Below are 13354 nucleotides of genomic sequence, written 5' to 3'. Positions count from 1 at the left end.
CACGATTTCCCGGCGTTTCGAGAATGATTCGTACACGAAACATTCGCGAGCGCAAGAGGAAGAAATGTGAGGCTGTATCCAGGGCTGCGAAGCCGAGGGAACCGCGCGCCCCCGTCCCCAAGCTCTGCTAGCCTCGGTCCCCCCGGATGCGGTTCCTCCTCCTCTCGCGTAACGCCAATCTCTATTCGACCAGCCGGATCGTCCTGGCCGCCCGCGCGCGTGGCCACGAGGTCACGGTCATCGACCCGCTCGACCTGCAGATCGTCGTCTCCAAGGGCCGATCGAGCCTGCTCCACGAGGGCAACCCCGTGCCCCGGTTCGACCTCGTGATCCCCCGCATCGGCGCGAGCATCACGAACTACGGCCTCGCCGTGGTGCGCCAGTTCGACCTCATGGGCGTGCCCGTGCTGAACAGCGCCGTCTCCATCGCCCGGAGCCGCGACAAGCTGCGCGCGCTGCAGCTTTTGAACCGCAAGAACATCGACGTCCCCGCGACGATCTGCGCCAGAAGCCCCGCCGGCGTCGATTCGGCCCTCGCCCTCGTCGGCTGTCCCGCGATCGTCAAGCTCCAGCAGGGCACGCAGGGCATCGGCACCATGATCGCCGAGACCCCTCAGGCCGTGCACTCGCTCCTGGAGACGCTCTGGGCGATGGGCCAGGACATCGTGCTGCAGGAGTACGTCCGCGAATCGAAGGGCCGCGACATCCGCATCATCGTGGTCGGCGGCAAGGTCGTCGCCTCGATGCGCAGGGTCGCCAAGCCCGGCGAATTCCGCTCGAACCTGCACCGCGGCGGCAAGGGCGACAAGGTCAAGCTCCAGCCCGCCTACCGCAACGCGGCCATCCGCGCGGTCAAGGTGATGGGCCTCGAGGTCGCCGGCGTCGACATGCTCGAATCGAAGAAGAAGCCGAAGATCCTCGAGATCAACAGCTCCCCGGGGCTCGAAGGCATCGAGCGCGCGAGCGGCATCGACGTGGCCTCGGCCATCATCGAGCACGCCGAGAAGTACGCCCTGACGCACGGGCGCATCTCGCAACGCGAGGTCGATCTGCGCATCACGAACGTCATCCACGACGAGCGCATGCCGCCCCGGCGCATGCCGCCCATCCCCGCTCGCTTGAACGGCCGCGTGAACGGCCGCATGAACGGCCGCGTCCGCGGAGCGCCGTCTTGAGCCTGCGGATCGAGCCCACGGGCGACGCGCTCGTCCTCTCGCTCGACCGTCCGAAGACCAAGAACGCCCTCGACCGGGACCTCACGCGCCGCCTCGCCGAGGCGGTCCGCACGGCCGAGGCCGACCCTCGGGTCCGCGGCATCGTGCTCACGGCGACGGGCGAAGAGACGTTTGCCTCGGGCGGGGATCTCCACGAGATCGCCCGCGCCGTGCGGGAAGGCGCCGGCCCGTCCGGCGTGCTCGACATGTACGAGGACCTCGTGGTCCTGGAGACGTGCGAGCTGCCCGTCGTGGCCGCGGTGCAAGGCGACGTCTACGGCGGCGGCTGCGAGCTCCTGCTCCTCTGCGACATGGTGCTCGTCGAGGCCCACACCTCGCTCGCGTTCCGGCACGCCCGCATGGGCCTCTCGCCGGCCTGGGGCGGGCTCACGCGGCTCGTCGAGCGCGTGGGGCCGATCGAGGCGCCGCGGCTCTTGTTCTCGGCCGAGAAGATCGGCGCCGAAGAGGCCGCGCGGATCGGGCTCGTGAACGAGGTCGTGCCGAAAGGAACGTCGCGCGAGCGGGCGCTCGAGCGCATCGGGCGCATCGCCGGGGGCGCACGCGCCGTCATCGCAGCGCAAAAACGCGCGCTCCTGGCCGTCCGCGCGGCGATGCGCGGCGACGCGATCGAGCGCGAGCGGGCCATCTTCGCCGAGGTCTGGGGCGGCCCGGCGCATCAGGCTGCGATCGACGCGTTCTTCCGCCGCCGCGGCTGACCCCTCAAGGGACGTACACGAACCCGCTGCCCCCGCGCCCCACGCGCCAGCGCCTCGTCGCCGCGTCCCAATCGAACGACGTCACGGGTCCGCTGCCTCCGGCCGTGCCCACCTTCCGCGCGCCGCGTGGGCTCGCCGTGATCTCGTAGACCTCGCCCGCGGCGTCGACGTACCCGTGCGTCTTGCCGTCCCGCTTGGCGTAGTGGCCGCCGAGCGAGGCTTCGGCGGGCGTGTCGATCGGCGCCTCGAGCCCGCCGCCGGGCGCGAGGTACACGAGCCGGATCTTGTCCTCCTTCGTGGTCACGAGCGCGCGTGTGCCGTCGTCGAAGGGCAGGATCGACCGCGTGCCGCCCCCCGGAAGCTCCCCGAGAATCTTGGTCTCCACGTCCGGGGCCGGCGCGCCGTGCGTCGCGCGGTGCACCATGCACGTCCCCCCGTCGCAGAGCACGTACACCGTGTCCGCGTCGAGCACGCTCGCCCCGAGCGTCGACGGCGCGGCGTAGTCCGCCGAGCGCAGCGACTCGCCCGAGCGTGGATCCCAGCGGAACAGCGCACGTTGAGGCGCGATGATCACGTCGCCGGAGGGCAGGAGCGCGATGCGGATCTTGAACGAGCCCACGCTGCCCACGAGCGGCCCGAACTGCGGCCCGGCCCGCCCGTCGAGCGCCACGGCGCGCACCTGGAGGTCGTCCACGGCCACGTAGGCCGTGCGCTCCGCCGCGGTTTGTCCCGCGCAGCAGGCGATCTCCACGACGTTCCCGCCGAGCTCGATGGGCGCGCGGATCGACGGGCTGCCGCGCAGGTCGTCGACCCGCCAGAGCATGTTGTCGTCGCCGCCGCCGAGCAGCACCTTCGTGACGGGATCGAAGGCGACGGCCTGCTGATCACGCATCGTGAAGAAGGACCTGCTGCTGCGCCAGCCCTCGACGAGCGGCTCCGAGCTGAACACCTTTCGGCCCTTCGACACGTCGGCGATCGCGAACTCGTCGTCGTCCCCTGCGTACGCGATTTCGGAGGGCCGATCCGGCATGGGGAAGACGTCGTTCACGTCGTCGTCCGTGTCGAACTCGGTCGTCTTGCCCGTGGCGACGTCGAGCAGGGTCACGTCGTCGCTCTCCGAGCCGGACACGACGCGCTGGCCGTCTGCGGAGAACCGGATGCGCACGGGCACGTCGATCGTGGCCGCGGCGAGCTGCTTCAGGCTCGGGTACGCGACGACACGCACGGTGCCGTCGGGGCTCGAATACGCGAAACGTGTCCCGTCCGGCGGCGCGGTGACGTCGATCGCGCGCGTGGAGACGAGGCGCGAGCGTTTGGCGAGGGTCTTCGTGTCGTGCAGCCAGATCCCGGTCGCGCCGGCCACGACGAACGAGGAGCCATCCCCGACGGGCGCCGCGGCCTCGGCCGTGTGCGGCACGAAGACCGTCTTGCCCGCCTGCGCCTGGATCGCGCCGCGGATCGGGACCCGGGCGTCGAGCTGCAAGCTCGGCCGCTTCGCGTCTCCGTGGACGGGCGCTCGTTCGGCCTGCCCCGTCTCGGGCGCAAGCGGCGCGGTCGGCTCTGCCTCCTCGGCCTCGCCACCGCCGCCCACGCCGAGCGAGGGCCCCGTCGAGGGCGGCGACGACCCCGGCCCCGGCAGACTCTTCATCAGCGACGAGCACAGCCCCATCGGGCAGCCGCAGCACCCTGAAGCGCCGAGCACGAGAGGAAACAGGATCCCGGCCGTGACACGCGCGAGGAGGGTGAGAGCTTGCAAACGCACCCGGACATGAGAGCGAAAGGACGGCCGCGTGGGAAGGGGCCCCGCGAGCGAGGCGTGGAAAGCACGCCCTCACGGCCCCCTGCGGAAGCGGGGAGCCTGCTCCGGCGGACTGCCATTCTCATGACGGATCCATGGCATATTCCTCCGTCACCGAGGTGACATCCGAAGAATACACATTGCAACATTGCAATGTCGCGCGGGTTGGTGGTACCCACAGAGGATGGCGGGAGAGGTCATGCAGCAGTCGTTTCTCGACGCGTGCCCGGGGATCTATTTCGTGACCAGCGCCGCGGGTGTCATTACAATGGCGAACCGCGAGGCCACGCGCGCCTTCGGCGGCCATGGCGCCGAGGGCCGCTCGCTCCTCGAGAGCGTCCACCCCGAGGATCGTGGCTACGTCGAGGCGCTCTGGACGCGCCTGCCGGAGGACGGTGAGCCGCTCCGCGCCGTGAGCCGGCTCCGGGGGACGGACGGGCATTATCAGGCGTATTCCTTCAGCGCGCGCCGGGCGGCCGAGGGCCCCGAGATTCACGCCGTGCTCCTGCCCGCCGCGCCCGCGGACCCCGCCGCCGTGCCGCGCCCCGAGGCTCCGGAGCTGCTTCTGCGCCGTATCCTCGACAGCCTGGAGCTGGCGGCCTGGATCGCGTATCCGGACGGTCATTGCAGCTTCAATGACGGCAAGAGCCTCGATACGAGCGGCATCGGCCGGGGCTACCACGTCGGCAAGAACATGTTCGATATGTACGCGTCGGATCCCCTCATCCAGGACAACCTCCGGGCCGCGCTCCGAGGCGAGGAGCGCCACTACGTCGTCGAAGCGCTCGGCGCGCTCTGGGAGAACTGGGTCTGGCCCGTGAAGGATGCTCGCGGCGAGGTCGTGGGCCTCATCGGCGTGTCGCTCGACAAGAGCGAATCGAGGCGCGCGATGCAGGAAATGCAAAACAAGCTCGACCTCATCGAACGGCAGCAGGAGGTCATCCGGAACCTCGAAACGCCGATCATCGAGGTCTGGGACCACGTGGTCACGCTCCCCATGGTGGGCGTCGTCGACAGCGAGCGCGCGGCGCGCGTGATGGACGACCTGCTCGCGGCGGTCTCCCGGAAGGGCGCGCGCTACGCGATCCTCGACCTCACCGGCGTCGATATCGTGGACACGGCCACGGCGGCCCACCTCCTCGGCCTCGTGTCCGCCCTGCGCCTGCTTGGCGCCGAGGGCATCATCACGGGCATCCGGCCGAACGTCGCGCAGACCGTGGTGAGCCTGGGGCTCGACCTCTCGCGCATGATCACGTGCGCGAACCTGCGCGAGGGCCTAAGGCTCTGCATCCGGCGCATGCACGCGCTGGCGGGCGCGGAACCTCGCAATGCCGCCCACGGCGCAATCCATTCTCCGTCAACGGGGTGACGCCCCAGAAACCGAAACGCAACATTGCAATGACGCAATGTTTGGTGGTACGCACGAACGATGGCGGGAGAGGTCATGCTGGAGTCATTTCTCGACGCGTGCCCGGGCATCTATTTCGTGACGAACGCCGAGGGCGTCATTTCAATGGCGAACCAGGAGGCCGCGCTCGCGTTCGGCGAACATGCCGCCGAGGGGCGTTCGCTCCTGGAGAGCGTGCACCCCGAGGATCGGGGTAGCTTCCAGGCGCTCTGGACGCGCCTGCCGGACGACGGCAAGGCCCTCCGCGCCGTGAGCAGGCTCCGCGGGACCGACGGGCAATACCAGGCGTACTCCTTCAGCGCGCGCCGGGTGAAGGGGGGCCCCGAGATTCACGCCGTGCTCCTCCCCGCCGCGCCGAAACCCCCGCCCAGCGAAAAGGATCCGGAGAAGGTCCTGCGCGTGCTCCTCGACAACCTTGAGCTCGCGGTCACCGTCCTGGATCGAAACGGCGTTTGTACGTGGAATGAGGGCAGGAGCCTGATCACGAGTGGCCTCGGCCCGAACTTCCAGCTCGGCAAGAACCTGCCCGAGGCCTACGCGAACGATCCCGTGATCCGGGAGGGCAGCCTGGGCGCCCTTCGAGGCGAGGACAAGTACTACGTCGTCGAAGCGCACGGCGTCCTCTGGGAAAACTGGTTTGTCCCGGCCAAGGACGAGAACGGCGAGATCATCGGCGCCATCTGCTTGTCGCTCGACAAGAGCGAATCGAAGCGGGCCACGCAGGAGCTGCAAAACAGGATCGATGTGATCGAGCGGCAGCAGGAGGTCATTCGCAATCTGGAGACGCCGATCCTCGAGGTCTGGGACCGCGTGGTCACGCTGCCCATGGTGGGCGTCGTCGACAGCGCCCGCGCGGCGCGGGTGATGGACGACCTGCTCGCGTCGGTCTGCCGGCTCGGCGCGCGTTATGCGATCATCGACCTCACGGGTGTCGACATCGTGGACACGGCGACCGCGGCCCACCTCCTGAACCTCGTGTCCGCCCTTCGCCTGCTCGGCGCCGAGGGCATCATCACGGGCATCCGGCCGAACGTCGCGCAGACCGTGGTGAGCCTGGGGCTCGACCTGTCACGCATGATCACGTGCGCGAACCTGCGCGAGGGCCTGAGGCTTTGCATTCGGCGGATGCATGCACAGGCGCAGGCGGATGCGGCCGTGGGGGCGCTGGTCTGAATGTACTCAGGTGCGCGAGGCAGGAGGTGGGTGGGGGGCCGCTCCGCGTTTCGCGTCGGCACCCACCTCGGGGGTCTGTGACCTCTCCAGACTCGACCCGGAGGACCACCCCCAGGGTGGCTCTCCGCTATGGACTTACCTCGTTGAGCCTGGGAGGGGGTGCTCTCGCTCTGTCTGTCTTGCGAGAAGGACCTGCCTCAGGGTGGCGAGGCTTTATGCAGGGAGGGACGGGCGCCCTCCCCTGGGTGGCTCGGCTCTGTGCTCCCAGAGGCAGGAGCCACCCCCAGGGCCGTCATGCGCAGTGGATTGACAGAGGGCCAGCAGGCACGGGGTGGCTTCGGGGCGGAGGAGCCTGACGGAAACCCCCACGCGGGGCCTCGGCGTTGTGAGGGTCCGGGAGGGAGGACCCTGTCCGGGGTGGGTGGTGGCTTTCGGGAGAGGGGGAGGAGCCTCGAAGGGGATCGACCGGGCGTTGCCATCACACGCCGAGTTCGGACTCGGCCTCGTGCTTGAAGGATTGCTTCATGCGACCTCCCGACAAGGAAGGTACTTGCGGACATCCACCAGCCGTTCATGAGCGAAGACCACCTCGCTCAACCTCAGGTGCACCGAAAGCACCGCAAGGTCCTCGGGTAACGCGCGGGTCGTGATGGGACGAAGGGGGACAGCCATCGCCTCGTACGCATGGAGCATGTCACGCGACACGCGATGAACGTCGCTCCAGTCGTAAACGAAGAACCCACGCTCGGCCATGGCGATGAAGTCATCAGGGCGCTTCACGGTCACCAGGAGTCGACCGGATGAGGTGCTCGGGAGATCCCAAAGCCGCTCCTCGATGTCTTCAACGGCGAGAGCGGCTTGGTCGAGGGCATGCGTCGGGATCGGACCGACCCCCGCCGTGAAGAACGCGCCGATGTTGCCATTTCGATCGGAGGTGATCCACGCGCAGTCGAGGCCGCCCGGATATCGGTGATTCATTTTCCAATCTCCAGCGCGGCGCCTCCAGAACCTCAGCCTTCCGTCGTGCCAGGACCGGGCGCCGCGCCCGCGGGCGCCTCCTCGCTGCCCGCCTTGTCCTTGCTGGGCTTCGTGCTCTCCCATTCGCGGATGGGCCGGAGCATCCCAAAGGAAACCCGCCATCCGTGAAGCCGCATATGACACAGGCTATGCCCCAGCGATATCCCTCGGCAAGCGCCCCACCAAGATGGAGTCCAGCGCGCTATAGATATTGGCCCCAGCCAGTTGAATCCTGTCACCGAGAAGATAGACGCGGCCGACACCATCGATTGCGAGAAACACCTCACCATTGTATGCCTCGCCCAGTGGGAAGAGATCACTCCCCACCGGATCCTGGAAGGCGCCGAACCGGTCCTCTTCGCCGCTCGCAAGCTCCGGGTCCAAGTCGAAGCCCGCCCGGGCGCACTCGAGACCGGGCCCTTGGCAGTCCACACGAATACCGCCAAACTCCTCCAGAGCTTTTTCGGCCGCAACCGACATTCGAAACCCGTTTGGTTTTTCCAACTTTCGCCGCCACAGTGCAACACGCTGCGTATCACTGCGACCTTTGTGCCATCCGGCGGCCACCAGTTGTGCTTCGGTTTCTGCAGACCATTCCAGAGACTTGACCATATCGCCCTCTGTTCCCCCGACTTGATCCCGAACGCCTCCTGAAGCTTCGCACAGCTAGCACACGCCGAAATTGTGGTTCCGTGATTCGGATCCCCAGGCGCTCGCACACGAGCCGCCGTCATGATGGCCCCAGCGGGATTGACGCCAGCCTCGAGAGCCCTCGTGCTGCGTCCTCGTCACGCCCCCCGGGGAGACGCGCCCCTGACGGTTCTCAGGTCGACGGCTCGCCGCCCTTTCGTTGGGCTTCGAGCTTGTCCCGGAGCTCGCCCAGGATTCAGTCTTCTTCCGGGGTGCTGCGGCGCGCCTCGTCGATCCGACGCGTCCTCTTCCCCGGGATTTGTTCGCCCCTTCGTTGGGCCAGGAGCTCGTCACGGAGCTTCCGCAGAGATTCGAGGTGGTATTCGTAGAACTCCGTGGAGCTCTGCGTCGCCCTTGCTTCTTCGAGCCCTCGCTGAAGCTCGGCGATGAGCGGCAAAAGCACGGCGAGCCCCTCCTCGGGGTTCTCGTCGTACGCGCAGCAATTCGCATAATACCAGGTCATCCTGCATTCGAGGTCAATATCCGTGAAACCGAGGAGAACGCGAGCGTTCCAAGCATCCCGACAGGTCTGGAAGGGGGGGCGCTTCGATTCTGTCAGTCTGATGATATCTTCCGCGATGCGGCGCTTTATTTCGAGCACACCGAACTCACTGTCGCCCATGCGCGCCACGAACTCCGCCTCGAGCCGACAGTAGTCTTCAACGGCCTCGGCGAAGCTGCGAGTCCGCTTCAAAGATTTAACCAAGAGAGCGCCGCTCACTTTTGCGAACTCCTGGAAAATCTGCTCAATTCTTTCGTCTTCCGTCGTCATGTTCGTCCTACCGCGGCCATCCGGGCAACCAATACTCGCAGGATCCCTTGCCGCGCGTCAGCGGAATAGATTTGGGCCACTCTTTCTCCCCTCTACACTTGTCGAAGCACATCTTGCATCTCGTTTCTCCAATGACGCTACCCGGTCTGTCCGCCAGGGGCTTGTTCAGGCAGGCGTTCAGGTGCTCTTGACACGGGTCGTCGTCATCCGGATCGTCCCTCTTTCGAACCGTCTCCACAATATCCGCCTTGCTGACCTCCAGCGAAGCGGCACACACGATGATGACGGCGGGGCCCACTTCGATGATGAGGTCGGCGAGGGCGACCGCCACGACCACGAGCACCCCGGGGTGCCCGACGAGCCCACCCTCGGCCGGCGTCTGCCCGTTCGCAGGTGCGGGCGATGCGGGCAGGCGCAGCTTGCGCAGCCGGAGCAGATCCTCCGGGACCGTCATGGCGCGCAGCGCGATCCGCATGCATCCCGCGAGATCCGCGTGGGGCACGCCCTTCGACACCACATCGACCACGCGGCCCTCTTCGTCGACCCTCACCGCGACGTCGAACACGTAGTACCCCCGGGGAAGGTCGCCACCGAACTCATCGACGCACTCTCGCAGGCGCTCCGCGGTGGCGTCCGGCACGCGCGGGCCCTCGCTCGCTTCCGGGTATCTGATCTTGGCCCCGCAGCCGAGCGGCACGAGCGCTGTCGTCGCGCAGCCGAGGAGCCCAAGGGAGAGGAGGGTTCGCACACGCCGGGACGTCATTGCCGGAATGTGACCAAGAACCCCAGTTTCTGTCAATGCGTCGAGTATCCACCCCCACAGTGCGTGCGCCCCCGCAGCGAGCGAAGCTGAGGGTGCGCGTATGCGGGGAGGGTATGCGGGAGGGGGGAACTCGCCCAGCACAGGCACGAACGCGTATCAACGCGTAACGAGCCGGACGCGTGGCGCCTTCAGAAGCTCAGCCTTCGCCCGTGCCAGGCCCGGACGCCGCGCCTTCGGGCGCCTCCTCGCTGTCCGCCTTGTCCTTGCTGGGCTTCGTGCTCTCCCATTCGCGGATGGGCCGCAGCAATGCGTCGGCGCGCGCGGCCGTCTCGGGCTTGCCGCGCTTGACCGTGCCTGCCACCTGGATCACGTACGCGCGAATCGAATCGAGCAGCGTGTCCTTGCTCTCGCGTACCTCCGGCGCCTCCTCCGGGACGTCCGTCGTACCGATGACGGCTCCATATACGGCCTGCATCTGCTTGAGCAGCCCGAGGACCGGCGCCGCGCCAATGGCGTCGATCTGTGTTCCGAGCCCCTCGCGGTCAATGGTCGCAAGCTTGGTCTCGACCGCCGCCCACTCCTCTTTCACCTTCAGGTTCACGAACCTCCGGCCATCGGCGAAGACGCGATCCATGAGGACCTGCGCGTCCTCCCCCTGCGGCAAGAACTCCGCGAGCGAGGCCCACGCCGCGCAGATATCGTGGAAGGCGCCGCCGACCTTGTCCACGCGGCGATCCGCTTCCTTGACCGTGACGAGGCCGCCGGGGGTCTTCGCGACGGCCTGATGGACGACGATGCGATCCGCGACGATCTGAGCGACGGCCTCCGTCACGCTCGCAGGAAGGTCGTTGTACTTGGATGCGGCCGATTCGACGGCGCTCGCGAGAGCGATGGCGCCATTCGAATCAACACGGGGGAGCTGGACGAGATCAACGGGAGTGAATGTACGGGACATAGGTGCCGCAGCGTACGAGCCCCGGGCGGCCCATGTCCAGCCGTTTCAGACCGGCGGCTCCTCGTTGTTTGATGCCCGTCGGACGTGAGGGTAGACACGCGCCACGTTGACAGAATCCGACATGTCTGATCGCCTTTGGTGGTGACGCCTCCACGCCTGCGTAACCTGCTCTCGTTTGGGCTCCTCAGTTGCGCAACGGCGGCGCTCGTGCCGCTCGGCTGCGGGGCCACGGTCAGACCACTGGCGCAGCAGGACGACCGCCCGCGTGTGCCGGACGCCACCGCGGAGCGCCTGCGTGAATGCGTCGATGAGTTCGGTGGCGACCTTCGCGGGGGGGTACTACACGTTCGACGTCGCGGTGAAGGTCGATGAAGAGGGCCGCGTAGTCGATGTGGAGGCGAAGGGCGTGCCCCACGCGGATCTCGCAGGGTGCACGCGGATCGCGCTGCGAGGCATGACCGTCCCGGAGGACCTGCTCAGGCTGCGCAAGCTGCGCCTGTCCGCGTCGCCCGCTCCTGCGAACGGCCAGACGCCGGCCGAGCGTGGGCTCGCCGGGCACCCCGCGGTGCTCGTGGTCGTTGCGGTCGCCCTCGCCGACCTCGTCATCGAAGTGGGTCCCATCCTCATCGTGGTGGCCGCGTCGGTGGAGATCGGGAAGGGTGATATCGCGGAGGTGGCTCGGAAGAGGCCCAAGCCGAACTTGAACCGCTGCCTCGACGCTGCCGCGGGGGGCGGTGCGCTGTGGGACGAGTTCTGCCGAGCGATCCCCGACGACATCGATCGTGCGGTATGTTGGAGCGAAGTGAATGAGAGCGAGCAGCACAAGCGCGGCTGGTGCAGGAAGAAATTCGGAAAATGATAGTATCCAAGCCTGAAAATACCACCTCAAAAACCAAACGAACACGCTGGATGGCCGAGCGCCGCCTCGAGCGACGTGATGCCGTCGGAGGCATCGTCGTGGTCCGCGTCGGTTTTCCTGAATGGCCCCCTGGCGCCGAGGAGTGGAGATGCCCCTTCAGGATCTTGGGATTGGGTGATGACTCGATCCAGCTTGCTCGCAGCGTCGACTCGATAGCCGCCATCCAAAATGCCATACGGGGCATTTACCGGAAGCTCGTGCAGAGCGGTGTTCCGCTTCGACGGGAGGGGTTTGATGACGATGACGAAAATGATACTGGGTTTTCCCTGGAAGCGGACAGAGGTTGGGGCCTCGCGTTTACACAACGTATCGAACAGATGATCCTCGACGAAGAGGCGAAGCTCCCCGGGCCCACGCGCGAGCGCCAGAAGCGGAAGGCTCGCCGCAAGGCGCCGGCGAAGCCGCGAATGAGAACCATATCCGACGCCGAACGACCACGCTGGATAGCCGAGCGCAAACTTGTGCGATGTGATACCGTCGGTAGCATCATCATGGTCCGGCTCAGTTATCCTGAATCATACGCTGACGAGAATGTGTGGAAATGTGCATTTACATTCGAGGGACTGGACGACGATTTGATTTACTTTAGCCACGGCGACGATTCGATGGGGGCGCTCCAAAAGGCCTTGAGGGGCATTCGTTCCAAGCTCGTGCAGAGCGGAGTTCCGCTTCGATGGGCGTTGTCGGGGCTCGAGGAGAATGACATTGGATTTTCCATGGAAGCGGACAGAGGTCATGGCCTCGCGTTTACGCGCCGTATCGAGCAAATGATCCTCGACGAAGAAGAAAAGTACCTCCAGCGCTCCATGCGCGAGCGCCAGGAGCACCGCGAGGCCCGCCGCAAGGCGCGGGCGAAGCCGCAACCGAAATGACGCACGACGGAGCGCGACCTTTCAGACCGGCGGCTCCTCGTTGTTCTCCCGCGCCGCCCTGTCCCCGAGCTCCAGCAAGAACGACCCTGGCAACGTCGAATTGATCTCCCGCCCCCTCCACCGCTCCGCGCTATGGCCCGGCGGCGGCAAGAGGCGCGCAATCGCCGTGGAGATCACCCCGAACAGCCGCGGCGCCAGGCCGTGCAGCACCGGCAAGATCCGCCCCACGAGCCCGAGGTGCACCTCCCTTTGCCCTTCCCGCGCCGCGCGCACGATACGCTCGGCCGCGACCTTCCCATCGATCGAGAACAGCGGCAGCGACGACAGCACGCTGAACCAGGCGAACTCCTCCCTTTGCCGCCCGAGGAACTCCGCATTGTAGAACGAGCCCGTCCGCATCGGACCCGGCACCACCGTCGTCACCTTCGTCCCGCGCGCGCGGAGCTCGGCGGCGAGCGCCTCCGAAAAACCCACCATCGCGAATTTCGAGGCCGTGTAGCCGATCATGTGCGGCAGCGGCACGCGGCCGCCGACCGAGGTCACGTTCACGATCCGCGCGTCCGGCCCGAGGTGCGGGAGCGCCGCGAACGTCATGTGCGCCGCGCTCCAGAAATTCGAGCGCATCGCTTCATCGAGCTTCGCCGCGTCGATCATGTCGAGCGGGGCCACCTGGATCACGCCCGCGTTGTTCACGAGCACGTCGATCCGCCCGAACCGCGAAACCACGCTGTCGACGAACGCGGCCGCTTCGGCCGGATCCCCGAGGTCCCGCGCCTCGCCGAGCACGTCCGCTCCGTGCCGGCTGAGCAAAAGCTTCGTCGCGCGGTCCACGGCGTCCCCATCTCGCCCGCAAATGGCCACGCGCGCCCCCTGCCGGACGAGCTCCTCGGCCATGAGCAGCCCGAGCCCCCGCGACCCGCCGGTCACGACCGCGACCTTGCCTCGCAGGCTGATGGCGCGCGCCCGACGAGCGAGCCAGCCGAACGACAAACCCAGCACCGCCAATCCGGCCAGCGCGGTACCCCCCGACATGCGCCCGTGTAGAAATCGCGCCACG

13 protein-coding genes are annotated in these 13354 nt (G+C 67.2%); 6 read left to right on the top strand and 7 right to left on the bottom strand.

Translation table 11 applies throughout. The features are described 5' to 3' along the window. The first annotated feature begins 146 nt into the window (after positions 1-146). Positions 147-1175 (top strand): ATP-grasp domain-containing protein, encoded by a 1029-nt coding sequence (locus tag KEG38_RS13750; RefSeq protein WP_272419881.1) that lies wholly within the window; start codon positions 147-149, stop codon positions 1173-1175. Beyond that, entirely contained in the window at positions 1172-1930 is a 759-nt protein-coding gene (locus tag KEG38_RS13745; RefSeq protein ID WP_272419880.1) for an enoyl-CoA hydratase/isomerase family protein, read from the top strand. The genes KEG38_RS13750 and KEG38_RS13745 overlap by 4 nt, the downstream gene beginning before the upstream one ends. A gap of 4 nt (positions 1931-1934) precedes the next feature. Here KEG38_RS13745 and KEG38_RS13740 read toward each other — a convergent pair whose 3' ends face one another. Then, the gene (locus KEG38_RS13740; protein WP_272419879.1) at positions 1935-3692 is read right to left on the bottom strand and encodes a WD40 repeat domain-containing protein; all 1758 of its coding nucleotides are present in this window, start codon (positions 3690-3692) and stop codon (positions 1935-1937) included. A 235-nt stretch (positions 3693-3927) separates the two neighbouring features. Between KEG38_RS13740 and KEG38_RS13735 the strand changes: the two genes are divergently transcribed. Together KEG38_RS13735 and KEG38_RS13730 are read left to right on the top strand one after the other, a co-directional pair. Next, a complete protein-coding gene (locus KEG38_RS13735) occupies positions 3928-5097 on the top strand; it encodes an STAS domain-containing protein (protein WP_272419878.1) in 1170 nt (389 codons plus the stop codon). A 60-nt stretch (positions 5098-5157) separates the two neighbouring features. Then, positions 5158-6309, top strand: a complete 1152-nt coding sequence (locus KEG38_RS13730; protein WP_272419877.1) for an STAS domain-containing protein — start codon at positions 5158-5160, stop codon at positions 6307-6309. Between the two features lie 522 nt (positions 6310-6831). Here the strand turns inward: KEG38_RS13730 and KEG38_RS13725 are convergent. The 5 genes from KEG38_RS13725 to KEG38_RS13705 form a co-directional block, all read right to left on the bottom strand. After that, positions 6832-7287, bottom strand: coding sequence for a hypothetical protein (locus tag KEG38_RS13725; RefSeq protein WP_272419876.1), 456 nt, complete (start codon positions 7285-7287; stop codon positions 6832-6834). Between the two features lie 186 nt (positions 7288-7473). Beyond that, positions 7474-7938 (bottom strand): SUKH-3 domain-containing protein, encoded by a 465-nt coding sequence (locus tag KEG38_RS13720; protein ID WP_272419875.1) that lies wholly within the window; start codon positions 7936-7938, stop codon positions 7474-7476. 274 nt (positions 7939-8212) lie between these two features. Then, positions 8213-8788, bottom strand: a complete 576-nt coding sequence (locus tag KEG38_RS13715; protein WP_272419874.1) for a hypothetical protein — start codon at positions 8786-8788, stop codon at positions 8213-8215. A gap of 7 nt (positions 8789-8795) precedes the next feature. Beyond that, complete coding sequence (locus tag KEG38_RS13710) at positions 8796-9536, bottom strand: hypothetical protein (RefSeq protein WP_272419873.1); 741 nt, start codon at positions 9534-9536, stop codon at positions 8796-8798. Between the two features lie 211 nt (positions 9537-9747). Further along, on the bottom strand, positions 9748-10506 hold the full coding sequence (locus KEG38_RS13705) for a hypothetical protein (protein ID WP_272419872.1): 759 nt from the start codon (positions 10504-10506) through the stop codon (positions 9748-9750). A gap of 307 nt (positions 10507-10813) precedes the next feature. Between KEG38_RS13705 and KEG38_RS13700 the strand changes: the two genes are divergently transcribed. Beyond that, a complete protein-coding gene (locus tag KEG38_RS13700; RefSeq protein ID WP_272419871.1) occupies positions 10814-11365 on the top strand; it encodes a hypothetical protein in 552 nt (183 codons plus the stop codon). A gap of 50 nt (positions 11366-11415) precedes the next feature. Then, positions 11416-12297, top strand: coding sequence for a DUF6968 family protein (locus tag KEG38_RS13695; protein ID WP_272419870.1), 882 nt, complete (start codon positions 11416-11418; stop codon positions 12295-12297). 21 nt (positions 12298-12318) lie between these two features. Here the strand turns inward: KEG38_RS13695 and KEG38_RS13690 are convergent, their stop codons facing one another. Then, a complete protein-coding gene (locus tag KEG38_RS13690; RefSeq protein ID WP_272419869.1) occupies positions 12319-13353 on the bottom strand; it encodes an SDR family NAD(P)-dependent oxidoreductase in 1035 nt (344 codons plus the stop codon). Between the last annotated feature and the right edge of the window lies 1 nt (position 13354).

This window comes from Polyangium jinanense (assembly GCF_028435265.1).
GTDB lineage: Bacteria > Myxococcota_A > Polyangia > Polyangiales > Polyangiaceae > Polyangium > Polyangium jinanense.
Note: the sequence above shows the minus strand (reverse complement) of the source record. Positions and strands in the feature narration are given on the sequence as shown.

Bases quoted from the DNA above. Each gene is read 5' to 3' on its own strand.
- KEG38_RS13725 (WP_272419876.1), bottom strand. From the start codon at position 7,287: ATGAATCACCGATATCCGGGCGGCCTCGACTGCGCGTGGATCACCTCC.
- KEG38_RS13700 (WP_272419871.1), top strand. From the start codon at position 10,814: ATGAGTTCGGTGGCGACCTTCGCGGGGGGGTACTACACGTTCGACGTC.
- KEG38_RS13750 (WP_272419881.1), top strand. From the start codon at position 147: ATGCGGTTCCTCCTCCTCTCGCGTAACGCCAATCTCTATTCGACCAGC.
- KEG38_RS13735 (WP_272419878.1), top strand. From the start codon at position 3,928: ATGCAGCAGTCGTTTCTCGACGCGTGCCCGGGGATCTATTTCGTGACC.
- KEG38_RS13695 (WP_272419870.1), top strand. From the start codon at position 11,416: ATGGCCGAGCGCCGCCTCGAGCGACGTGATGCCGTCGGAGGCATCGTC.
- KEG38_RS13705 (WP_272419872.1), bottom strand. From the start codon at position 10,506: ATGTCCCGTACATTCACTCCCGTTGATCTCGTCCAGCTCCCCCGTGTT.
- KEG38_RS13715 (WP_272419874.1), bottom strand. From the start codon at position 8,788: ATGACGACGGAAGACGAAAGAATTGAGCAGATTTTCCAGGAGTTCGCA.
- KEG38_RS13720 (WP_272419875.1), bottom strand. From the start codon at position 7,938: ATGGTCAAGTCTCTGGAATGGTCTGCAGAAACCGAAGCACAACTGGTG.
- KEG38_RS13730 (WP_272419877.1), top strand. From the start codon at position 5,158: ATGGCGGGAGAGGTCATGCTGGAGTCATTTCTCGACGCGTGCCCGGGC.